Source organism: Micromonospora sp. CNZ322 (genome assembly GCF_007827755.1).
Genome location: NZ_VITD01000004.1, coordinates 465,018 through 485,611 on the forward strand (window position 1 = coordinate 465,018; position 20,594 = coordinate 485,611).

Annotated in this window: 28 protein-coding genes; all 28 read left to right on the forward strand. The window is 67.7% G+C overall.

The genetic code is table 11. The annotated features are described in order from the left end of the window. Window positions 1-71 precede the first annotated feature (71 nt). The 28 genes from FB453_RS13540 (at window position 72) to rplO (ending at window position 20,438) form a co-directional block, all read left to right on the forward strand. Entirely contained in the window at window positions 72-3,959 is a 3,888-nt protein-coding gene (locus tag FB453_RS13540; protein ID WP_091402411.1) for a DNA-directed RNA polymerase subunit beta', read from the forward strand. A 94-nt stretch (window positions 3,960-4,053) separates the two neighbouring features. After that, window positions 4,054-4,422 carry a hypothetical protein gene (locus FB453_RS13545; RefSeq protein ID WP_145790309.1) on the forward strand — a complete coding sequence of 123 codons (369 nt, stop codon included), beginning with the start codon at window positions 4,054-4,056 and terminating at the stop codon, window positions 4,420-4,422. 688 nt (window positions 4,423-5,110) lie between these two features. Then, complete coding sequence (locus FB453_RS13550; protein ID WP_091402407.1) at window positions 5,111-5,491, forward strand: hypothetical protein; 381 nt, start codon at window positions 5,111-5,113, stop codon at window positions 5,489-5,491. A gap of 508 nt (window positions 5,492-5,999) precedes the next feature. Then, the gene (gene rpsL / locus FB453_RS13555) at window positions 6,000-6,374 is read left to right on the forward strand and encodes a 30S ribosomal protein S12 (RefSeq protein ID WP_007465318.1); all 375 of its coding nucleotides are present in this window, start codon (window positions 6,000-6,002) and stop codon (window positions 6,372-6,374) included. Between the two features lies 1 nt (window position 6,375). Then, window positions 6,376-6,846 (forward strand): 30S ribosomal protein S7, encoded by a 471-nt coding sequence (gene rpsG / locus FB453_RS13560; protein WP_007465317.1) that lies wholly within the window; start codon window positions 6,376-6,378, stop codon window positions 6,844-6,846. A gap of 74 nt (window positions 6,847-6,920) precedes the next feature. Beyond that, window positions 6,921-9,017, forward strand: a complete 2,097-nt coding sequence (gene fusA, locus FB453_RS13565; RefSeq protein ID WP_030489584.1) for an elongation factor G — start codon at window positions 6,921-6,923, stop codon at window positions 9,015-9,017. Window positions 9,018-9,229: 212 nt separating this feature from the next. Next, window positions 9,230-10,423: an elongation factor Tu gene (tuf, locus tag FB453_RS13570; RefSeq protein WP_030489585.1), complete on the forward strand. Its 1,194-nt coding sequence runs from the start codon at window positions 9,230-9,232 to the stop codon at window positions 10,421-10,423. 350 nt (window positions 10,424-10,773) lie between these two features. After that, window positions 10,774-11,082: a 30S ribosomal protein S10 gene (rpsJ, locus tag FB453_RS13575; RefSeq protein WP_007073037.1), complete on the forward strand. Its 309-nt coding sequence runs from the start codon at window positions 10,774-10,776 to the stop codon at window positions 11,080-11,082. 11 nt (window positions 11,083-11,093) lie between these two features. Next, complete coding sequence (rplC, locus tag FB453_RS13580; protein ID WP_091402403.1) at window positions 11,094-11,759, forward strand: 50S ribosomal protein L3; 666 nt, start codon at window positions 11,094-11,096, stop codon at window positions 11,757-11,759. After that, window positions 11,756-12,406 carry a 50S ribosomal protein L4 gene (rplD, locus tag FB453_RS13585; RefSeq protein WP_030489587.1) on the forward strand — a complete coding sequence of 217 codons (651 nt, stop codon included), beginning with the start codon at window positions 11,756-11,758 and terminating at the stop codon, window positions 12,404-12,406. Before rplC ends, rplD begins: the two co-directional genes overlap by 4 nt. Further along, window positions 12,403-12,705 (forward strand): 50S ribosomal protein L23, encoded by a 303-nt coding sequence (rplW, locus tag FB453_RS13590; protein WP_007465304.1) that lies wholly within the window; start codon window positions 12,403-12,405, stop codon window positions 12,703-12,705. Before rplD ends, rplW begins: the two co-directional genes overlap by 4 nt. A gap of 12 nt (window positions 12,706-12,717) precedes the next feature. Next, a complete protein-coding gene (gene rplB, locus FB453_RS13595) occupies window positions 12,718-13,557 on the forward strand; it encodes a 50S ribosomal protein L2 (protein WP_088950237.1) in 840 nt (279 codons plus the stop codon). 12 nt (window positions 13,558-13,569) lie between these two features. Further along, window positions 13,570-13,851 (forward strand): 30S ribosomal protein S19, encoded by a 282-nt coding sequence (rpsS, locus tag FB453_RS13600; RefSeq protein WP_007465299.1) that lies wholly within the window; start codon window positions 13,570-13,572, stop codon window positions 13,849-13,851. Between the two features lie 41 nt (window positions 13,852-13,892). Next, window positions 13,893-14,351 (forward strand): 50S ribosomal protein L22, encoded by a 459-nt coding sequence (rplV, locus tag FB453_RS13605; RefSeq protein WP_007465297.1) that lies wholly within the window; start codon window positions 13,893-13,895, stop codon window positions 14,349-14,351. Then, window positions 14,351-15,220 carry a 30S ribosomal protein S3 gene (gene rpsC, locus FB453_RS13610; protein ID WP_091402401.1) on the forward strand — a complete coding sequence of 290 codons (870 nt, stop codon included), beginning with the start codon at window positions 14,351-14,353 and terminating at the stop codon, window positions 15,218-15,220. The genes rplV and rpsC overlap by 1 nt, the downstream gene beginning before the upstream one ends. Before the next feature lie 3 nt (window positions 15,221-15,223). After that, on the forward strand, window positions 15,224-15,649 hold the full coding sequence (gene rplP, locus FB453_RS13615) for a 50S ribosomal protein L16 (RefSeq protein ID WP_053653940.1): 426 nt from the start codon (window positions 15,224-15,226) through the stop codon (window positions 15,647-15,649). Next, the gene (gene rpmC / locus FB453_RS13620) at window positions 15,649-15,885 is read left to right on the forward strand and encodes a 50S ribosomal protein L29 (protein ID WP_007465283.1); all 237 of its coding nucleotides are present in this window, start codon (window positions 15,649-15,651) and stop codon (window positions 15,883-15,885) included. Before rplP ends, rpmC begins: the two co-directional genes overlap by 1 nt. Further along, window positions 15,882-16,160, forward strand: coding sequence for a 30S ribosomal protein S17 (rpsQ, locus tag FB453_RS13625; protein WP_030489590.1), 279 nt, complete (start codon window positions 15,882-15,884; stop codon window positions 16,158-16,160). Before rpmC ends, rpsQ begins: the two co-directional genes overlap by 4 nt. Before the next feature lie 97 nt (window positions 16,161-16,257). Beyond that, the gene (gene rplN, locus FB453_RS13630) at window positions 16,258-16,626 is read left to right on the forward strand and encodes a 50S ribosomal protein L14 (protein WP_007465279.1); all 369 of its coding nucleotides are present in this window, start codon (window positions 16,258-16,260) and stop codon (window positions 16,624-16,626) included. Next, window positions 16,623-16,943 carry a 50S ribosomal protein L24 gene (rplX, locus tag FB453_RS13635; RefSeq protein WP_172899047.1) on the forward strand — a complete coding sequence of 107 codons (321 nt, stop codon included), beginning with the start codon at window positions 16,623-16,625 and terminating at the stop codon, window positions 16,941-16,943. The genes rplN and rplX overlap by 4 nt, the downstream gene beginning before the upstream one ends. Continuing rightward, complete coding sequence (gene rplE, locus FB453_RS13640; RefSeq protein ID WP_091402385.1) at window positions 16,943-17,509, forward strand: 50S ribosomal protein L5; 567 nt, start codon at window positions 16,943-16,945, stop codon at window positions 17,507-17,509. Before rplX ends, rplE begins: the two co-directional genes overlap by 1 nt. A gap of 1 nt (window position 17,510) precedes the next feature. Continuing rightward, window positions 17,511-17,696, forward strand: coding sequence for a type Z 30S ribosomal protein S14 (locus FB453_RS13645; protein WP_007465272.1), 186 nt, complete (start codon window positions 17,511-17,513; stop codon window positions 17,694-17,696). Between the two features lie 116 nt (window positions 17,697-17,812). Next, window positions 17,813-18,220, forward strand: a complete 408-nt coding sequence (gene rpsH, locus FB453_RS13650; RefSeq protein ID WP_007465270.1) for a 30S ribosomal protein S8 — start codon at window positions 17,813-17,815, stop codon at window positions 18,218-18,220. Window positions 18,221-18,236: 16 nt separating this feature from the next. After that, window positions 18,237-18,779, forward strand: coding sequence for a 50S ribosomal protein L6 (rplF, locus tag FB453_RS13655; protein WP_091402383.1), 543 nt, complete (start codon window positions 18,237-18,239; stop codon window positions 18,777-18,779). Beyond that, window positions 18,776-19,165: a 50S ribosomal protein L18 gene (rplR, locus tag FB453_RS13660; RefSeq protein ID WP_091402381.1), complete on the forward strand. Its 390-nt coding sequence runs from the start codon at window positions 18,776-18,778 to the stop codon at window positions 19,163-19,165. Before rplF ends, rplR begins: the two co-directional genes overlap by 4 nt. A gap of 33 nt (window positions 19,166-19,198) precedes the next feature. After that, entirely contained in the window at window positions 19,199-19,813 is a 615-nt protein-coding gene (gene rpsE / locus FB453_RS13665; RefSeq protein ID WP_074314587.1) for a 30S ribosomal protein S5, read from the forward strand. After that, the gene (gene rpmD / locus FB453_RS13670) at window positions 19,813-19,995 is read left to right on the forward strand and encodes a 50S ribosomal protein L30 (RefSeq protein ID WP_007465262.1); all 183 of its coding nucleotides are present in this window, start codon (window positions 19,813-19,815) and stop codon (window positions 19,993-19,995) included. The genes rpsE and rpmD overlap by 1 nt, the downstream gene beginning before the upstream one ends. Beyond that, entirely contained in the window at window positions 19,995-20,438 is a 444-nt protein-coding gene (rplO, locus tag FB453_RS13675) for a 50S ribosomal protein L15 (RefSeq protein ID WP_088950230.1), read from the forward strand. The genes rpmD and rplO overlap by 1 nt, the downstream gene beginning before the upstream one ends. The last annotated feature ends 156 nt before the right edge of the window (window positions 20,439-20,594 follow it).

Sequence of the window (20,594 nt, forward strand, 5' to 3'; positions counted from 1 at the left end):
TCGGGGGCCGGCTCGCCGGCTCCCGACCCCACCCGAGAATTAGCAGTACAGACGACGACATAGGGGACATAGTGCTCGACGTCAACTTCTTCGACGAGCTGCGCATTGGTCTCGCCACCGCCGACGACATCCGTCAGTGGTCGCACGGCGAGGTCAAGAAGCCTGAGACGATCAACTACCGCACCCTGAAGCCGGAAAAGGACGGGCTCTTCTGCGAGAAGATCTTCGGTCCGCAGCGGGACTGGGAGTGCTACTGCGGTAAGTACAAGCGCGTTCGGTTCAAGGGCATCATCTGTGAGCGCTGCGGCGTTGAGGTGACTCGCTCCAAGGTCCGTCGTGAGCGGATGGGGCACATCGAGCTCGCCGCTCCGGTGACCCACATCTGGTACTTCAAGGGCGTTCCGAGCCGGCTGGGCTACCTGCTGGACCTCGCCCCCAAGGACCTCGAAAAGATCATCTACTTCGCCTCGTACGTCGTGACGAGCGTTGACGCGGAGTCGCGTCACCGTGACCTCTCGACGATCGAGAACGAGATCCTGGCCGAGAAGCGGCAGTCCGAGAACAGCCGCGACTCGGAGATCGAGAAGCGGGCCGCCAAGCTCGAGGCCGACCTGGCCGAGCTGGAGGCCGAGGGTGCCAAGGCGGACGTCCGGCGCAAGGTCAAGGAGGGCGGAGAGCGCGAGATGCGCCAGATCCGCGACCGGGCCCAGCGCGAGATCGACCGCCTGGACGAGGTGCTGGACACCTTCCGCAAGCTGGAGCCGAAGCAGCTGGTCACCGACGAGCTGCTCTACCGCGAGCTGCGCGACCGGTTCGGTGAGTACTTCACCGGGTCCATGGGCGCCGAGGCGATCAAGGCGTTGGTCCAGAACATGGACCTCGACGCCGAGGCCGAGAGCCTGCGGGAGACCATCCGGTCCGGCAAGGGCCAGCGGAAGATCCGGGCGCTCAAGCGACTCAAGGTCGTCGCGGCGTTCCTGAACACCCGCAACTCGCCGCTCGGCATGGTGCTGGACTGCGTCCCGGTCATCCCGCCGGACCTGCGCCCGATGGTGCAGCTCGACGGTGGCCGCTTCGCCACCTCGGACCTGAACGACCTGTACCGCCGCGTGATCAACCGGAACAACCGCCTCAAGCGGCTGATCGACCTCGGCGCGCCCGAGATCATCGTCAACAACGAGAAGCGGATGCTCCAGGAGGCCGTCGACGCGCTGTTCGACAACGGCCGTCGCGGCCGGCCGGTCACCGGCCCGGGTAACCGCCCGCTGAAGTCGCTGTCCGACATGCTCAAGGGCAAGCAGGGCCGGTTCCGCCAGAACCTGCTGGGCAAGCGCGTCGACTACTCCGGCCGTTCGGTCATCGTGGTCGGCCCGAAGCTCAAGCTGCACCAGTGCGGTCTGCCCAAGCAGATGGCGCTGGAGCTGTTCAAGCCGTTCGTGATGAAGCGGCTGGTCGACCTCAACCACGCACAGAACATCAAGTCCGCCAAGCGGATGGTCGAGCGTCAGCGCCCGGTCGTGTGGGACGTGCTGGAAGAGGTCATCGGCGAGCACCCGGTGCTGCTCAACCGCGCACCGACCCTGCACCGCCTGGGCATCCAGGCCTTCGAGCCGCAGCTGGTCGAGGGCAAGGCGATCCAGATCCACCCGCTGGTCTGCACGGCGTTCAACGCCGACTTCGACGGTGACCAGATGGCGGTGCACGTGCCGCTGTCCGCCGAGGCTCAGGCCGAGGCGCGGATCCTGATGCTGTCGTCGAACAACATCCTCAAGCCGGCCGACGGTAAGCCGGTCACCATGCCTACCCAGGACATGGTCATCGGTCTGTACCACCTCACCCACCTCACCGCCGGTGAGAAGGGCGAGGGCCGGGCGTTCAGCTCGGACGCCGAGGCGCGGATGGCCTTCGACAACGGCGAGCTGCACCTGCAGGCGCCGGTGAAGATCCGCCTGCGTGGCGTGGTTGGTGTCGACAACGGCAACGGCTCCGAGGCGTGGAGCGCCCCGGAGGGCTGGGTCGAGGGTGACCCGCTGACCGTGGAGACCACGCTGGGTCGGGTGCTGTTCAACGAGACGCTGCCGCAGGGCTACCGCTTCGTGAACTACGAGATCCGCAAGGGTCAGCTCTCCGCGATCGTCAACGACCTCGCCGAGCGCTTCCCCAAGGTGGCGCTGGCCGCCACCCTGGACGGGCTCAAGGAGGCCGGTTTCCACTGGGCCACCTGGTCCGGCGTGACGATCGGCATGGAGGACGTCATCGCTCCGCCGCGCAAGGCGGAGATCCTGGCGAAGTACGAGAAGGACGCCGACCAGATCGACAAGCAGTACCAGCGTGGTCTGATGACCGCCGAGGAGCGTCGCGGCGAGCTCATCGAGATCTGGACCAAGGCGACCAACGAGGTCGCCAAGGAGATGGACACTGCGCTGCCGCAGGAGAACCCGCTGTGGAAGATGATCAACTCGGGTGCTCGCGGTAACCTGCTCCAGCTCCGGCAGATCGCGGCGATCCGTGGTCTGGTGGCCAACCCCAAGGGCGAGATCATCCCGCGGCCGATCAAGGCCAGCTACCGGGAGGGTCTGTCCGTGCTGGAGTACTTCATCTCCACGCACGGTGCCCGTAAGGGTCTCGCCGACACCGCGCTGCGGACCGCCGACTCGGGTTACCTGACCCGTCGTCTGGTGGACGTCTCGCAGGACGTCATCATCCGCGAAGAGGACTGCGGCACCGACCGGGCGATCCCGATGCAGATCGGCGAGAAGCTGGACGGCAAGCTCGTCGTCCACACCCACGCCGAGACCAGCGTGCACGCCCGGACCCTCGCCGACGACATCAAGGGGCCGGACGGCACCGTGGTCGCCGAGCGCGGTCAGGACATCAACTCCATCGGGGTCGACAAGATCGTCGCCGCTGGTGTGGAGACCGTCCGGGTGCGCAGCGTGCTCACCTGCGAGTCGAAGCTGGGCGTCTGCGCGGCCTGCTACGGCCGGTCGCTGCCGACCGGTAAGTCGGTCGACATCGGCGAGGCGGTCGGCATCATCGCCGCCCAGTCCATCGGTGAGCCCGGTACGCAGCTGACGATGCGTACCTTCCACACCGGTGGTGTCGCGGGTGAGGACATCACCCAGGGTCTGCCGCGTGTTCAGGAAATCTTCGAGGCTCGGGTCCCGAAGGGTAAGGCGCCCATTGCCGACACCCCCGGTCGGATCCGGATCGAGGATGGCGAGCGCTCGCGCAAGATCATCGTGGTGCCGGACGACGGCAGCGAAGAGATCGTCTACGACAAGATCTCGAAGCGGGTCAAGCTCCGTACCCACGACGGCGGTCACGTCGCGGTCGGCGAGAAGCTGACCGAGGGCACCATCGACCCGCACGAGCTGCTGCGGATCATGGGTCCGCGGGCGGTCCAGGTCCACCTGACCAGTGAGGTCCAGGAGGTCTACCGCTCGCAGGGTGTGCTCATCCACGACAAGCACATCGAGATCATCATCCGCCAGATGCTCAAGCGGGTGACGGTCATCGACTCCGGCTCGACCGAGTTCCTGCCGGGTGTGCTCGTCGACCGGGCGCTGTTCGAGTCGGAGAACCGCCGGCTCGTCTCGGAGGGCGGCGAGCCCGCCGCTGGTCGTCCGGTGCTGATGGGTATCACCAAGGCCTCGCTGGCCACCGACTCCTGGCTCTCGGCGGCCTCCTTCCAGGAGACCACCCGGGTGCTGACCGACGCTGCGATCAACTCGCGCAGCGACTCGCTGGTCGGCCTCAAGGAGAACGTGATCATCGGAAAGCTCATCCCGGCCGGTACGGGCATCAGCAAGTACCGCAACGTCCGGGTCGAGCCGACCGAGGAGGCCAAGGCCAAGGTCTACTCGATGACCGGTTACCCGGAGACCGACTACGGGTTCGGGCCGGCCAGCGGGCAGGCCGTGCCGCTGGACGACTTCGACTTCGGGTCGTACCGCTAAGCACCAGTCACACGACGAGGCCCCCGGTGAAAGCCGGGGGCCTCGTCGTGTCCGTGCCCACCCACCCCCGGGCCGGGTTCGGCATGATGGGGGGATGATGACCGCACCCGGGCAGGTGTCCGTCGCCCAGCAGGGCGTGCGCCACCCGCTGGACCCGGACCCGGCCCGAGCCACGAAGGCACGGGCGGTCTTCGCGCTGGGCCTGCTCGGCATGCTGACCGGGCTGTTCATCGGTGGCGTGGTGCCGGCCACTGTGGCCCTGCAACTGGCCCGGCAGGCGCGCCGCGAGGCGTACGCCTCCGGGGGTTTCCTGACCGGCGGCGTCTGGCTGCGACGGGGGGAGTGGATGGCCTGGACCGGCCTGGTGCTGGTCGCGGTCAGCGTGGTGGCCGCGGTGGTCATCGGGGTGGTCCGGTTGGCCGGCGCCCCGTTCGGCCACGACTACCCGGCGAACATGGACTGAGCCACCGGTGGCCGCGCCCGGCGCGGGCGGCGGTGCTCGCGGCGGTAGCCTGGCCGGTGTCCACCGTGTGGCGGTGGCGGCCTTTCGACAGGAGGACCTCGTGACGGAACCGGCGCGGCCCCCTGCGGACGAACCGGCCGGCCCGCCGGACCCGTCGGCTCCGCCATCCCCGCCGAGTGACTGGGCGCGACCCGGTCCGAACGGCGAGCCGCACCCACCGGTGTCCACCCCGGGCCCGCCGTCCCCTGCGGCGCCGCCCCCCGGTTCGGGCCCGAACGGCTGGGGCACGACCGCGACGCCCGGCTCCGACCAGCCGTACCCGGTCTCCAGCGCACCGACCTCGACGCCGCAGGGCTGGGGCCCGCCCACCTCCGGGCCGGGCGTGCCGCCCGGCTGGGGCCCGCCAGCGGCTGGACCGGGAGTGCCGTACGGCTGGGGGCCGCCCTCGTCTGGGCCGAGTGTGCCGCCTGGGTGGGGTCCGTCATCGTCTGGGCCGACTGTGCCGCCCGGGTGGGGCCCACCCTCGTCTGGGCAGCCTGCGCCGTACGGCTGGGGCCGGCCGTCGTCCGGGCCCGGGGCGCCGCACGGGTGGGGTCCGCCGCCGCCGGGGTACGGCCCCGGGTGGGGTGGCACGCCGGGGCGTTCGGTACCGCCGCCCACCGACGACCAACGCCGGCCGCCGAAGCGGGTGGAGGCGGTTTCGGGTACGCCGTTCGGCGTGGTGCACCTGGACGTGGCGCCGGTCACCTCCGGCCTGGCCATCGGGGCGCTGGTGGCGGGCATCGCGTCACTTCTGGTCTCACTTCTGGTGATCTGCTTCGGAGTGGCTTTCAAGAACGACGGCGGGGCCTGGGCCTCCGGGGCGTTCGCCGCGCTGGGTGTGCTGGCCGGCGGGGCGGCGGTCGTCATCGGGCTGCTCGCACGGAGGCAGATCCGGCGGCCGACCGCGCCCTCCGCGGTCCAGTTCACCGGCCGCGGGTTGGCGATGGCCGGGATCAGCTGCGGCGCGGCGGGGGCTCTGCTCAGCCTGCTGGGCCTGGGTCTTGCCCTGCTCCTCGCCCTGACGTGAGGGTCTTCACCGATAGATCCGGCACCTGACGGGGGTTTTCCGCGGAAGGCTTCCGGTCCCCCCGGGGGCGATGGGTGCTTCTGCGGGGAAGCCGGTACACTTGTATTCGTAGGTGCCCATCGCGGGCGACAGGGCAGGACGAGATCCGGCCGGCGGGTGTGAGACAGTCGCCGGGCCATTCCGTTTTGACCTGGGCGGTTGTGGTAGGTACTCTTTCCCCTTGTGCCCGGGCATGCCCGGGCAACTCGTGCGTGCGCTGTTTCCGGCTAACGGGCGGCGGCACGACAAGCCAAAGATCCGGGGCGGGGCGACCCGCGCGCCGGTGACAAAACCCGGTACGAACGCGAGAGCGTCGCAACGGGGCCGTGACGAGGGCGACACGCCCGACCGCGGGTGCCGGGGTCTCCGCAAGGCGACCCTGGTCGGAATGTAGGAGAGCCGGTCATCAGGCCGGCTAACGAGCAGACGGCGCGGCCGCGGATGCGGCCGAAGGGAGCGGAGAAACCCGGTGCCCACGATCCAGCAGCTGGTCCGAAAGGGCCGCCAGGCGAAGACGACCAAGACCAAGACCCCGGCGCTGAAGGGTTCCCCTCAGCGGCGCGGCGTGTGCACCCGCGTGTACACCACCACCCCGAAGAAGCCGAACTCGGCGCTGCGCAAGGTCGCTCGCGTGAAGCTCAGCAGCCAGATCGAGGTGACCGCCTACATCCCCGGCGTCGGTCACAACCTGCAGGAGCACTCGATCGTGCTCGTTCGCGGCGGCCGTGTGAAGGACCTCCCCGGCGTGCGTTACAAGATCGTTCGCGGCTCGCTGGACACCCAGGGTGTCCGCAACCGCAAGCAGGCGCGCAGCCGTTACGGCGCGAAGAAGGAGAAGAGCTGACATGCCGCGTAAGGGACCCGCTCCGCGGCGGCCACTGGTCGCTGACCCGGTGTACAACTCGCCGCTGGTCACCCAGCTGGTGAACAAGATCCTGCTCCGCGGCAAGCGTCAGCTCGCCGAGTCCATCGTGTACGCGGCCCTCGAGGGCTGCCGCGAGAAGTCCGGCACCGACCCGGTCGTCACCCTCAAGCGGGCGATGGACAACGTCAAGCCGACCCTCGAGGTGCGCAGCCGTCGTGTCGGTGGCGCCACCTACCAGGTTCCGGTCGAGGTCCGCCCGACCCGGGCGACCACCCTGGGCCTGCGCTGGCTGGTCACGTACTCCCGCGCCCGGCGCGAGAAGACCATGGTCGAGCGGCTGATGAACGAGCTGCTGGACGCGAGCAACGGCCTCGGTGCCGCCGTCAAGCGGCGCGAGGACACGCACAAGATGGCCGAGTCGAACAAGGCCTTCGCGCACTACCGCTGGTAACACCCTGGTTCCGGCGCCTTCGGGCGCCGGAACCGCCACCAGTTGAGTCGAGACGACGATAAGTAGGGATTGAAGTGGCCGCCGCAGACGCGCTCGCCAAGGTACGCAACATCGGCATCATGGCGCACATCGATGCCGGTAAGACCACGACCACCGAGCGAATCCTGTTCTACACCGGCATCACGTACAAGATCGGTGAGGTCCACGAGGGCGCTGCCGTCATGGACTGGATGGAGCAGGAGCAGGAGCGTGGTATCACCATCACCTCCGCTGCTACCAAGTGTGAGTGGAAAGACCACACGATCCAGATCATCGACACGCCTGGCCACGTCGACTTCACGGTCGAGGTCGAGCGGTCGCTGCGGGTCCTGGATGGTGCGGTCGCGGTTTACGACGGTGTCGCCGGCGTGGAACCGCAGACGGAGAACGTCTGGCGGCAGGCCGACAAGTACAACGTCCCGCGTATGTGCTTCGTCAACAAGCTCGACCGGACCGGCGCCGACTTCTTCCGCTGCGTGCAGATGATGATCGACCGGCTGAACGCCACCCCGCTGGTGCTCCAGATCCCGATCGGGCTCGAGGGTGACCACATCGGTGTCGTCGACCTGATCGGCATGCGCGCGCTCACCTGGCGCGGGGAGACCCAGAAGGGTGAGGACTACGCGGTTGAGGAGATCCCGGCCGAGCTGGCCGACTCCGCGGCCGAGTGGCGCGAGAAGCTGATGGAGACCCTGGCCGACGTCGACGACGCGGTGATGGAGAAGTACCTGGAGGGCGAGGAGATCTCCGTCGAGGAGATCAAGGCCGCCATCCGGCGTGCCACCATCGCCGGCAAGGCCAACCCGGTGCTCTGCGGCTCGGCGTTCAAGAACAAGGGCGTTCAGCCCATGCTCGACGCCGTGGTCGACTTCCTGCCGTCGCCGCTGGACGTTCCGGCGATCGAGGGTACGGCCACCGACGGCGAGACCCCGCTGCTGCGTAAGCCGTCCAACTCGGAGCCCTTCTCCGGCCTGGCCTTCAAGATCCAGACGGACAAGCACCTGGGCAAGCTCACCTACGTGCGGGTCTACTCCGGCACGCTCGATTCCGGTTCCCAGGTGGTCAACTCCACCAAGGACCGCAAGGAGCGGATCGGCAAGATCTACCAGATGCACGCCAACAAGCGGGAAGAGCGTCCGTCGGCGCAGGCCGGCGACATCATCGCCGTGCAGGGTCTCAAGCAGACCACCACCGGCGACACTCTCTCCGACCCGGCGAACCCGGTGATCCTGGAGTCGATGACCTTCCCGGAGCCGGTCATCTCGGTGGCGATCGAGCCGAAGACCAAGTCCGACCAGGAGAAGCTGGGCACGGCCATCCAGCGCCTGGCCGAGGAGGACCCGACCTTCCGCGTCCAGCTGGACGAGGAGACCGGTCAGACGGTCATCTCCGGCATGGGTGAGCTGCACCTGGACATCCTGGTCGACCGGATGCGCCGCGAGTTCAACGTCGAGGCGAACGTCGGCAAGCCGCAGGTGGCGTACCGCGAGACCATCCGCCGCAAGGTGGACAAGGTCGAGTACACCCACAAGAAGCAGACCGGTGGTTCCGGCCAGTACGCCCGCGTGATCGTGAGCGTCGAGCCGCTTCCGCTGGACAACGACTCGCCGACCTACGAGTTCGCCAACGCCGTCAGCGGCGGCCGCATCCCCCGGGAGTTCATCCCCTCGGTGGACGCCGGTGCGCAGGACGCGCTGCAGTACGGCATCCTGGCGGGCTTCCCGCTGGTCGGCGTGAAGCTGACCCTGCTTGACGGCCAGTACCACGAGGTCGACTCGTCGGAAATGGCATTCAAGATCGCCGGCTCGATGGTGATGAAGGACGCGGCCCGCAAGGCCGATCCGGCACTGCTCGAGCCGATGATGGCCGTTGAAGTCACCACTCCTGAGGAGAACATGGGTGACGTCATCGGTGACCTCAACTCCCGCCGCGGCATCATCCAGGCGATGGAGGAGCGCAGCGGCGCCCGCATCGTCCGGGCCCTGGTGCCGTTGTCGGAGATGTTCGGCTACGTCGGCGACCTGCGGTCGAAGACCCAGGGCCGGGCTAGCTACAGCATGCAGTTCGACTCCTACGCCGAGGTTCCGCAGAGCGTCGCGAAGGAGATCATCGCCAAGGCAACGGGCGAGTAGCGCTCTGAGCAGGTGATTCGTGGTTGGTCGCGGGAGGTTTCACCCGCCCGCGGCCACCACGATCGGATCGCGTGAGACCGGGCCTGTAGGCTTCATCGCCGCAGAACCCACAAAGGCTCTCCGGCCGTCAGGCCGGAAAGGCTGTCGACAGAGTCCTAAGCGCCGACCGGCGCGCCGGGCGTACGAACCAAGAAGTCCACAGGAGGACACCAGTGGCGAAGGCTAAGTTCGAGCGGACTAAGCCGCACGTCAACATCGGCACCATTGGTCACATCGACCACGGTAAGACGACGCTGACGGCGGCCATCACCAAGGTCCTGCACGACCAGTACCCGGACCTGAACCCCTACACGCCGTTCGACGAGATCGACAAGGCGCCGGAGGAGAAGGCCCGCGGCATCACGATCTCGATCGCGCACGTCGAGTACCAGACCGAGTCGCGGCACTACGCGCACGTCGACTGCCCTGGGCACGCCGACTACATCAAGAACATGATCACCGGTGCCGCGCAGATGGACGGTGCGATCCTGGTGGTCGCGGCGACCGACGGCCCGATGCCGCAGACCCGCGAGCACGTGCTGCTGGCCCGTCAGGTCGGTGTGCCGTACATCGTCGTGGCGCTCAACAAGAGCGACATGGTCGATGACGAGGAGCTCCTGGAGCTCGTCGAGCTCGAGGTCCGTGAGCTGCTCTCCTCGCAGGAGTACCCGGGTGACGACCTGCCGGTCGTTCGGGTTTCGGCGCTGAAGGCCCTCGAGGGTGACCCCGAGTGGACCGGCAAGCTGCTGGACCTGATGACCGCTGTCGACACCTCGATCCCGCAGCCGGAGCGCGAGGTTGACAAGCCGTTCCTGATGCCGGTTGAGGACGTCTTCACGATCACCGGTCGTGGCACCGTCGTCACCGGTCGCGTGGAGCGCGGCGTTCTCCTGCCAAACGAGGATGTTGAGCTCGTCGGTATCAAGGAGAAGAGCTTCAAGACCAAGGTCACCGCGATCGAGATGTTCCGGAAGACCCTGGACGACGCCCGCGCAGGCGAGAACGTCGGCCTGCTGCTGCGTGGTACCAAGCGCGACGAGGTCGAGCGCGGCATGGTCGTCGTGAAGCCGGGCTCGAACACCCCGCACACGGAGTTCGAGGCGACGGTCTACATCCTCTCCAAGGAGGAGGGTGGCCGTCACACCCCGTTCTTCCAGAACTACCGCCCGCAGTTCTACTTCCGGACCACTGACGTCACCGGTGTCGTCACCCTCCCCGAGGGCACCGAGATGGTCATGCCGGGTGACAACACGTCCATGTCGGTGAAGCTGATCCAGCCCATCGCCATGGAGGAGAACCTCAAGTTCGCGATCCGCGAGGGTGGCCGCACCGTCGGCGCCGGGTTCGTCACCAAGATTAACAAGTGAACTAGGTAACCCCGATTAGACCCGCCGCCGGTCGTGCGGCATACTAGTCAGGTTGCGTAACGACAGTTCGTCGCCTGTGTTCGGCTTCCGCTGAACCTCCGGGTGGCGAGGCAGTCGAGCGTAGGGTGGTTGGCGGCCCAGTCGCCAACCACCCTCGCACGGCGTTCAGGTCGCGGTAATGCGATCGGCGCCTTGACCCCCCGTGCGGTCAGCACCACTCCGGTACCTAGGGGCGGAGCTCGGCCCGAGGGCGCGACACGCCCGACCGCGGGGGTCGGCGAAGTGGGCCTGTGCCAGCCGGTACAGGCGCCCGCAACACAGCGGCATCGAGAGAAGGAACAGAAGCCACCATGGCGGGACAGAAGATCCGCATCCGGCTCAAGGCCTATGACCACGAGGTCGTCGACTCCTCGGCTCGGAAGATCGTCGAGACGGTGACGCGCACCGGGGCGCAGGTCGCGGGCCCGGTGCCGCTGCCCACGGAGATCAACCGTTTCTGCGTTATCCGCTCGCCGCACAAGTACAAGGACTCGCGCGAGCACTTCGAGATGCGCACGCACAAGCGGCTGATCGACATCATCGACCCGACCCCGAAGACGGTCGACTCGCTCATGCGCCTCGACCTGCCGGCTGGCGTCGACATCGAGATCAAGCTGTAGGGACCGGACAAATGGACAGGCAAGTCAAGGGGATCCTGGGCGCCAAGCTCGGCATGACCCAGGTCTGGGAGAACAACCGTGTTGTTCCCGTGACCGTGGTCGAGGCCGGCCCGTGCGTCATCAGCCAGGTTCGTAGCGCCGAGAAGGACGGTTACTCCGCGGTCCAGCTCGCGTACGGCACCATCGACCCGCGCAAGGTCAAGAAGCCGATCAGCGGGCACTACGCCAAGGCGGACGTGGCGCCGCGCCGGCACATCGTCGAGCTGCGCACCACTGACGCTGGGGAATACTCGCTCGGCCAGGAAGTCACGGTCGAGGAGTTCCCGGCCGGCGTCACCATCGACGTCACCGGCAAGACCAAGGGCAAGGGCTACGCCGGCCCGATGAAGCGGCACGGCTTCCACGGCCTGGGCGCCGGGCACGGCGTCGAGCGCAAGCACCGCTCGCCCGGCTCCATCGGCGCCTGCGCCACTCCGGGTCGTGTCTTCAAGGGCACCCGGATGGCCGGTCGTATGGGTGGCGTTCGGTACACCGTGCAGAACCTCACCGTCCAGGCGGTCGACACCGAGAACAACCTGCTGCTCGTCCGGGGTGCCATTCCTGGTCCCAAGGGCGCGCTCGTTCTGGTCCGTACCGCGGCCAAGAGCAAGGTGAAGAAGGGCGGTGCGGCCAAGTGACCACCGTTGACGTGCGCACCGTCGAAGGCACCACCAGCGGCTCCGTGGAGCTGCCGGAGGACATCTTCGACGTGCAGGCCAACGTCGCGCTGATGCACCAGGTCGTGGTGGCCCAGCTCGCGGCGGCCCGACAGGGCACGCACAAGGCCAAGACCCGCGGCGAGGTCGCCGGTGGCGGCAAGAAGCCGTACAAGCAGAAGGGCACCGGTCGCGCCCGGCAGGGCTCGATCCGCGCGCCGCAGTTCGCCGGCGGTGGCGTCGTGCACGGTCCCGTGCCGCGCGACTACAGCCAGCGGACCCCGAAGAAGATGAAGGCCGCCGCTCTGCGGGGTGCCCTCTCCGACCGGGCCCGCGCCGGGCAGGTGCACGTCGTCGAGGCGTTCGTCTCGGGCGAGAAGCCGTCGACCAAGGCGGCCCTGGCCACGCTGACCAAGCTCACCGAGGCCCGTCGGGTCCTGGTCGTGCTGAGCAGCACCGACGAGCTGAACTGGGTGTCGCTGCGCAACGAGCCGCGCGTGCACCTGATCGAGTCCGGCCAGCTGAACACGTACGACGTGCTCGTGGCCGACGACGTGGTCTTCACCAAGGACGCCCTGGACGAGTTCCTGGGCGTGCCCGCCGAGACCACCGAGGAGGGTGGCAAGTGAGCACGATCGCCGACCCGCGCGACATCATCGTGGCGCCGGTCGTCTCGGAGAAGAGCTACAGCGAGCTGAACCGGAACTGGTACACCTTCCTGGTGCACCCGGACGCGAACAAGACCGAGATCAAGATCGCTATCCAGCAGATCTTCAACGTCCGCGTCCTGACGGTCAACACGCTCAACCGCCAGGGTAAGCGCAAGCGCACCAAGACCGGCTTCGGTCAGCGCAAGGCGACCAAGCGGGCGATCGTGAAGCTGGCTGACGGTGACCGCATCGAGGCCTTCGGCGGCCCGGTCAGCTGAGGGGTGTAGACAATGGCTATCCGTAAGTACAAGCCGACGACGCCGGGCCGACGTGGCTCGAGTGTCGCTGACTTCGCCGAGATCACCCGGTCCACGCCGGAAAAGTCGCTGCTGGCTCCGTTGCCGAAGAAGGGCGGGCGTAACGCCCACGGCCGGATCACCACGCGGCACCACGGTGGCGGTCACAAGCGTCAGTACCGTCTGATCGACTTCAAGCGGGTCGACAAGGACGGCGTGCCGGCGAAGGTCGCTCACATCGAGTACGACCCGAACCGCACGGCGCGCATCGCGCTGCTGCACTACGCCGACGGCGAGAAGCGATACATCATCGCGCCGAAGGACATGAAGCAGGGCGACCGTGTCGAGTCCGGCCCGGGCGCCGACATCAAGCCGGGTAACAACCTGCCGCTGCGCAACATCCCGGTCGGTACCACGATTCACAACGTGGAGCTGCGTCCGGGTGGCGGGGCCAAGCTGGCCCGTTCCGCCGGCGTCGGCATCCAGCTGCTCGGCCGCGAGGGCGCGTACGCGACCCTTCGTATGCCGTCCGGCGAGATCCGGCGGGTGGACGTGCGCTGCCGCGCCAGCGTCGGCGAGATCGGCAACGCCGATCAGTCGAACATCAACTGGGGTAAGGCCGGCCGGATGCGGTGGAAGGGCAAGCGCCCGACCGTCCGTGGTGTCGCCATGAACCCGGTCGACCACCCGCACGGTGGTGGTGAGGGTAAGACCTCCGGTGGTCGCCACCCGGTCAACCCGCAGGGTAAGCCCGAGGGCCGCACCCGCCGTAAGGGCCAGCCGAGTGACCGGCTGATCGTCCGCCGCCGCTACGCCACGCGTAAGCGCGGCTGAGGGAGATAAGACATGCCTCGCAGCCTGAAGAAGGGCCCGTTCGTAGACGACCACCTGCTCAAGAAGGTGGAAGTTCAGAACGACAAGGGCTCCAAGAACGTGATCAAGACCTGGTCGCGGCGCTCGACGATCATCCCCGAGATGCTGGGGCACACGATCGCCGTGCATGACGGACGCAAGCACGTCCCGGTGTTCGTGACCGAGGCGATGGTCGGGCACAAGCTCGGCGAGTTCGCGCTGACCCGCACGTTCAAGGGTCACGAGAAGGACGACCGGAAGAGCCGTCGGCGCTGACGCCGCGGGCATACGGATAGAGGGAACAAGGGGTTACAGCGATGCCAGGAAAGGGCGACGCTCCGGTGCTTCCGGGCGCGCGGGCGGTTGCGCGGCACGTGCGCATCTCGCCGATGAAGGCGCGCCGGGTGGTCAACCTCGTCCGCGGCCTGCCCGCGAAGGAGGCGCTCACGGTGCTGCAGTTCGCGCCGCAGGCTGCGAGCGAGCAGGTGTACAAGGTGCTCGCTAGCGCGATCGCCAACGCGGAGAACAACGAGCGGCTGGACCCCGACGCGCTGCTCGTCAGCGAGGCCTTCGTGGACGAGGGCCCGACGATGAAGCGGTTCCAGCCGCGGGCGCAGGGTCGGGCGTACCGAATCCGCAAGCGCACCTGCCACATCACTGTGGCGGTCGAAGCGGTCGCGCCGGCAGCGCCGAGGAAGGCCGCGGCGAAGAAGGCCGCCCCGGCCACGGAGGCCGCACCGGCCGAAGCGCAGAGCAAGACGGAGGACGCCGAGTAATGGGTCAGAAGGTTCACCCCACTGGGTTCCGGCTCGGCATCTCGACCGACTGGAAGTCCCGCTGGTTCGCGGACAAGCTCTACAAGGACTACATCGGCGAGGATGTCAAGATCCGCCGCATGATGTCCAAGGGCCTCGAGCGTGCCGGGATTTCCAAGGTCGACATCGAGCGCACCCGCGACCGGGTCCGGGTCGACATCCACACCGCCCGGCCGGGCATTGTCATCGGCCGTAAGGGTGCGGAGGCCGACCGGATCCGCGGCGAGCTTGAGAAGCTCACCGGCAAGCAGGTTCAGCTGAACATCATCGAGGTGAAGAACCCCGAGTCGGACGCTCAGCTGGTCGCGCAGGGCGTGGCCGAGCAGCTGTCCAGCCGGGTCAGCTTCCGTCGGGCGATGCGCAAGGCCATGCAGTCGGCGATGAAGAACCCGGTCTGCAAGGGCATCCGGGTTCAGGTCTCGGGTCGCCTCGGCGGCGCCGAGATGAGCCGGACCGAGTTCTACCGTGAGGGCCGGGTTCCGCTGCACACGCTGCGGGCCAACATCGAGTACGGCTTCTTCGAGGCCCGTACCACGTTCGGTCGGATCGGTGTGAAGGTCTGGATCTACAAGGGCGACGCCGTCCCGGGCCGGGAAGCTCCGGCCGAGGCCGGTCCGTCCCGCCCGCGTCGTGGTGAGCGCGGCGACCGTCCCGAGCGTCCGCGCCGTGGCCGGTCGGGTTCGTCCGGCACCACGGCTGGTGGCACCGAGGCCGGTCGGGCTGCTGCGACCACCATCGCGCAGCAGGCCGAGACGCCGAGCGGCGAGCCGGTCGACAGCGCAGCTGTCGCCGCCACTGCTGCTCCGGCAGAAACGCAGCAGGAGGGCTGACAGATGCTGATGCCGCGCAAGCCCCCGAAGGGCTTCCGCAAGCCGCACCACCCGGACCGCAGTGGCGCGTCCAAGGGTGGTAACCGGGTGGTGTTCGGCGAGTTCGGGATCCAGGCTCTCGAGCCGGCGTACGTGACGAACCGGCAGATCGAGTCGGCACGTATCGCGATGACTCGCCACATCAAGCGTGGTGGCAAGGTCTGGATCACGATCTTCCCGGACCAGGCCCTCACCAAGAAGCCTGCCGAGACCCGGATGGGTTCCGGTAAGGGTTCGCCCGAGTGGTGGGTCGCCAACGTCAAGCCGGGGCGGGTTCTCTTCGAGATGTCCTTCCCCAACGAGCAGACCGCGCGAGAGGCCATGCGTCGCGCGATCCACAAGCTCCCGATGAAGTGCCGCATTGTTACGCGCGAAGTGGGTGAATCCTGATGGCAGCGGGCGTTAAGGCGACCGAGCTGCGTGAGCTCTCCGAAGAGGAGCTGGTCACGAAGCTGCGGGAGGCCAAGGCGGAGCTGTTCAACCTCCGCGTGCAGGCCGCAACCGGGCAGCTGGACAACAACCGGCGGTTGCAGGTCATCCGTCGGGAGATTGCCCGGATCTACACGATCATGCGTGAGCGTGAGCTGGGGCTCTCGGCCGCGCCGACTGAGGTGACTGCATCATGACCGAAGAGACCGCCACCGCCGCCGCGCGGTCGCGCCGCAAGGTCCGCGAGGGCCTGGTGATCAGCGACAAGATGGACAAGACCGTCGTTGTCGAGGTCGAGGACCGGGTTCGGCACGCGCTGTACGGCAAGATCATGCGCCGTACGGCCAAGCTGAAGGTGCACGACGAGCAGAACGCCGCTGGCACCGGTGACCGGGTTCTCATCATGGAGACCCGGCCGCTGAGCGCCACCAAGCGTTGGCGGATCGTGGAGATCCTGGAAAAGGCCAAGTAGCGAAGGCTCGAGCTCGCCCGGCGTTGCGTCGGGCGTAGGTTCCGCCAGGCTCCGGCCGCTACGGCGGCCGGAGAACCGGCAGACATAGGAGATAGACGTGATTCAGCAGGAGTCGCGACTGCGCGTCGCCGACAACACGGGTGCTCGGGAGATCCTGTGCATCCGGGTTCTCGGTGGCTCGGGTCGGCGCTACGCGAGTATCGGCGACGTCATCGTGGCCACGGTCAAGGACGCGATCCCGGGTGCCGGTGTGAAGAAGGGCGACGTCGTCAAGGCTGTCGTCGTTCGCACGGCCAAGGAGAGGCGGCGTCCGGACGGCTCGTACATCCGCTTCGACGAGAACGCCGCCGTCATCATCAAGGACGGCGGGGACCCGCGTGGAACCCGTATCTTCGGCCCGGTGGGCCGGGAGCTGCGGGACAAGCGGTTCATGAAGATTATTTCCCTCGCGCCGGAGGTGTTGTGACCGTGAAGGTCAAGAAGGGCGACACGGTCGTCGTCATCGCCGGCAAGGACAAGGGTGCCAAGGGCAAGGTCATTCAGGCCTACCCGCGGCAGGACAAGGTCCTGGTCGAGGGCGTGAACCGGGTCAAGAAGCACACCCGCATCAGCACCACCCAGCGTGGCGCCAAGACCGGCGGCATCGTCACTCAGGAGGCCCCGATCCACGTCTCGAACGTGCAGGTCCTGGACTCCGACGGCAAGCCGACCCGCGTCGGTTACCGGATCGACGACAACGGCCAGAAGGTCCGCATCGCGCGTAGCACCGGTAAGGACCTGTGATGACCACGGCTACCGAAAAGACCCTGCCGCGCCTCAAGGAGCGGTACCGCAACGAGATCGTGGCCCAGCTGCGTGAGCAGCGCAGCTACGGCAACCCCATGCAGGTGCCGCGGCTGGTCAAGATCGTCGTCAACATGGGTGTCGGCGAGGCTGCTCGCGACGCCAAGCTGATCGACGGCGCGGTCCGCGACCTCGCCACGATCACCGGCCAGAAGCCGCAGGTGCGGCGGGCGACCAAGTCCATCGCGCAGTTCAAGCTGCGCGAGGGCATGCCGATCGGCGCGAAGGTCACCCTTCGCGGCGACCGGATGTGGGAGTTCATGGACCGGCTGCTCTCCATCGCGCTTCCGCGTATCCGCGACTTCCGCGGCTTGGACGGGCGCAAGCTGGACGGGCACGGCAACTACACGTTCGGTCTGACCGAGCAGTCGGTGTTCCACGAGATCGACCAGGACCGGATCGATCGCCAGCGGGGCATGGACATCACGGTGGTCACGACCGCCACGACCGACGACGAGGGCCGGGCGCTGCTCAAGCTCCTGGGCTTCCCGTTCAAGGAGAACTGAGATGGCCAAGAAGGCGCTGATCATCAAGGCGGCCGCGAAGCCGAAGTTCTCGGTTCGCGCGTACACCCGCTGCCAGCGGTGCGGGCGTCCGAAGGCGGTCTACCGCAAGTTCGGGCTCTGCCGGGTCTGCATCCGGGAGATGGCTCACCGCGGTGAGCTGCCGGGCGTGTCCAAGGCTTCCTGGTAAGGGCGACCGCGTCCCGGCCGTCGGCCGGGAACTCCTGCACCGATTAGGTATTGCTCTTCGCCGTAGGCCCGGGGCTGATGCCCCGGGAACCCCGGCGAGAAAGGCTGACGAAATCCATGACGATGACCGACCCGATCGCAGACATGCTCACGCGTCTGCGTAACGCCAACCAGGCGTACCACGATCAGGTGAAGATGCCCTACTCCAAGATCAAGGCGAACATCGCCGAGGTCCTGAAGGCCGAGGGTTACATCGCCACCTGGTCGGTCGAGGAGCCCGAGGAGGGCGCCGTCGGCAAGCGACTGGTCGTCGAGCTGAAGTACGGCCAGAACCGCGAGCGGAGCCTGGCCGGCATCAAGCGCGTGTCCAAGCCCGGTCTCCGGGTGTACGCCAAGTCGGACGGGCTCCCGCGGGTGCTCGGTGGGCTGGGCGTGGCGATCATTTCGACGTCCCAGGGGCTGCTGACCGACCGGCAGGCCCGCAAGCGGAGTGTTGGCGGGGAAGTCCTCGCCTTCGTCTGGTAACGGGAGACAGGTAGAAATGTCGCGAATTGGACGTAAGTCGATCCCGGTGCCAGCCGGCGTCGACATCACGATCGACGGGCAGACCGTCAAGGTCAAGGGCCCCAAGGGCCAGCTCCAGCACACCCTCGCCGAGCCGATCACGGTCGAGCGGGCCGAGGATGGGCAGCTGAGCGTCAACCGGCCGAACGACGAGCGCAAGGCCAAGGAACTCCACGGCCTGAGCCGTACGCTGGTTGCAAACATGATCGTCGGGGTCACCGAGGGCTACCGTAAGAGCCTGGAGATCGCCGGCACCGGTTACCGGGTCACCGCCAAGGGTTCGGACCTCGAGTTCGCGCTCGGGTTCTCGCACCCGGTGGTCGTCCCCGCCCCGGCGGGCATCACCTTCACGGTGGAGCGGCCGACCCTGTTCCACGTGGCTGGCATCGACAAGCAGCAGGTCGGTGAGGTCGCCGCCAACATCCGGAAGATCCGCCCGCCGGAGCCCTACAAGGGCAAGGGCGTCAAGTACCAGGGCGAGGTCATCCGCCGCAAGGCTGGAAAGGCAGGTAAGAAGTGAGCGCCACGCTGCTCAAGCGCCGCCGCGGTGTCGCCGCCAAGCGCGCCGTTGGGCGTGCGCGTCGACACTTCCGCGTCCGCAAGAACGTCAGCGGTACGGCCGAGCGTCCGCGCCTGGTCGTCACCCGCTCGCTGCGGCACATGGTCGCCCAGGTCGTCGACGACACCAAGGGTCACACCCTGGCGTCGGCGTCGACCCTGGACGCCTCGCTGCGCGGTGCGGAGGGCGACAAGAGCGCCCTGGCTGGCAAGGTGGGCGCTCTGCTCGCCGAGCGGGCCAAGGCCGCCGGCGTCTCCAAGGTCGTCTTCGACCGCGGCGGCAACCGGTACGCGGGGCGAGTCGCCGCGCTTGCCGACGCCGCCCGCGAAGCCGGGCTCGAGTTCTAACAACCCCGTCACGAGAGAGAAGGAAGGCTGCTGATGCCAGGTCAACAGCGCCGTGGCGGCGGGTCCGGTGGCAACGAGGGTGGTCGCCGCGACAACCGCCGTGAGGGCGGCCGCGGAAACGCGCCCGTCGAGAAGACCCCGCACCTTGAGCGGGTCGTCGCGATCAACCGCGTCGCCAAGGTCGTGAAGGGTGGTCGTCGCTTCAGCTTCACCGCCCTGGTGATCGTTGGCGACGGCGACGGCACGGTCGGCGTGGGCTACGGAAAGGCCAAGGAGGTGCCCGCGGCCATCGCCAAGGGTGTCGAGGAGGCCAAGAAGCACTTCTTCAAGGTCCCGCGGATCGGTCAGTCGATCCCGCACCCGGTGACGGGTGAGGACGCCGCTGGTGTGGTGCTGCTCAAGCCGGCCTCGGCCGGTACGGGTGTCATCGCCGGTGGACCGGTGCGTGCCGTGCTGGAGTGCGCTGGGATCCACGACGTGCTCTCCAAGAGCCTCGGTTCGTCGAACCCGATCAACATCGTGCACGCCACCGTGGCGGCCCTGAAGGGGCTTGAGTCCCCCGAGCAGGTCGCGGCGCGTCGTGGTCTGCCGGTGGAGGACGTCGCGCCGGCCGCCATGCTGGCGTCGCGTGCGGGGGTGGCGCACTGATGGCACGCCTGAAGGTCACCCAGCTCCGGTCCGGTATCGGGACCAAGCACAACCAGCGTGAGTCGCTGCGTTCGCTCGGTCTCAAGCGGATCAACGACGTGGTGGTCAAGGAGGACCGGCCCGAGATCCGCGGCATGATCTTCACTGTGAGCCACCTCGTGAAGGTCGAGGAGGTCGAGTAATGACGATCAAGGTGCATCACCTGCGCCCGGCGCCCGGTTCCAAGACCGCGAAGACCCGTGTGGGTCGCGGTGAGGGTTCCAAGGGCAAGACCGCTGGTCGCGGTACCAAGGGCTCCAAGGCCCGCAAGAACATCTCGGCGGCGTTCGAGGGTGGGCAGATGCCCATCCACATGCGCCTGCCGAAGATGAAGGGCTTTAAGAACAAGTTCAAGGTGGTCTTCCAGGTGGTCAACCTGGACCGACTCGCTGAGCTGTTCCCGAATGGTGGTCAGGTCGGCCCGCTGGAGCTCGTCGAGTCCGGCGCGGTCCGCAAGGGTCACCCGGTCAAGGTCCTCGGCACCGGGGACCTCGGCGGTGTGGCGCTCCAGGTGTCCGCGCACGCGTTCAGTGCGTCGGCCAAGGAGAAGATCGCTGCTGCCGGTGGCTCCGCCACCGAGCTGTAAGGCGTACGACCATGGCGCCCGTCCAGTTGAGAGCAACTGGCGGGCGCCATGGTCTGCCTGGGGCCTGAGCGCCCGGTAACATCGGAATCGATTTATGTAGTCGGGCGCATCTGCCCGGACCGGGGTGAGGCTGTTAGAGTCCCATCCCAGCCATGG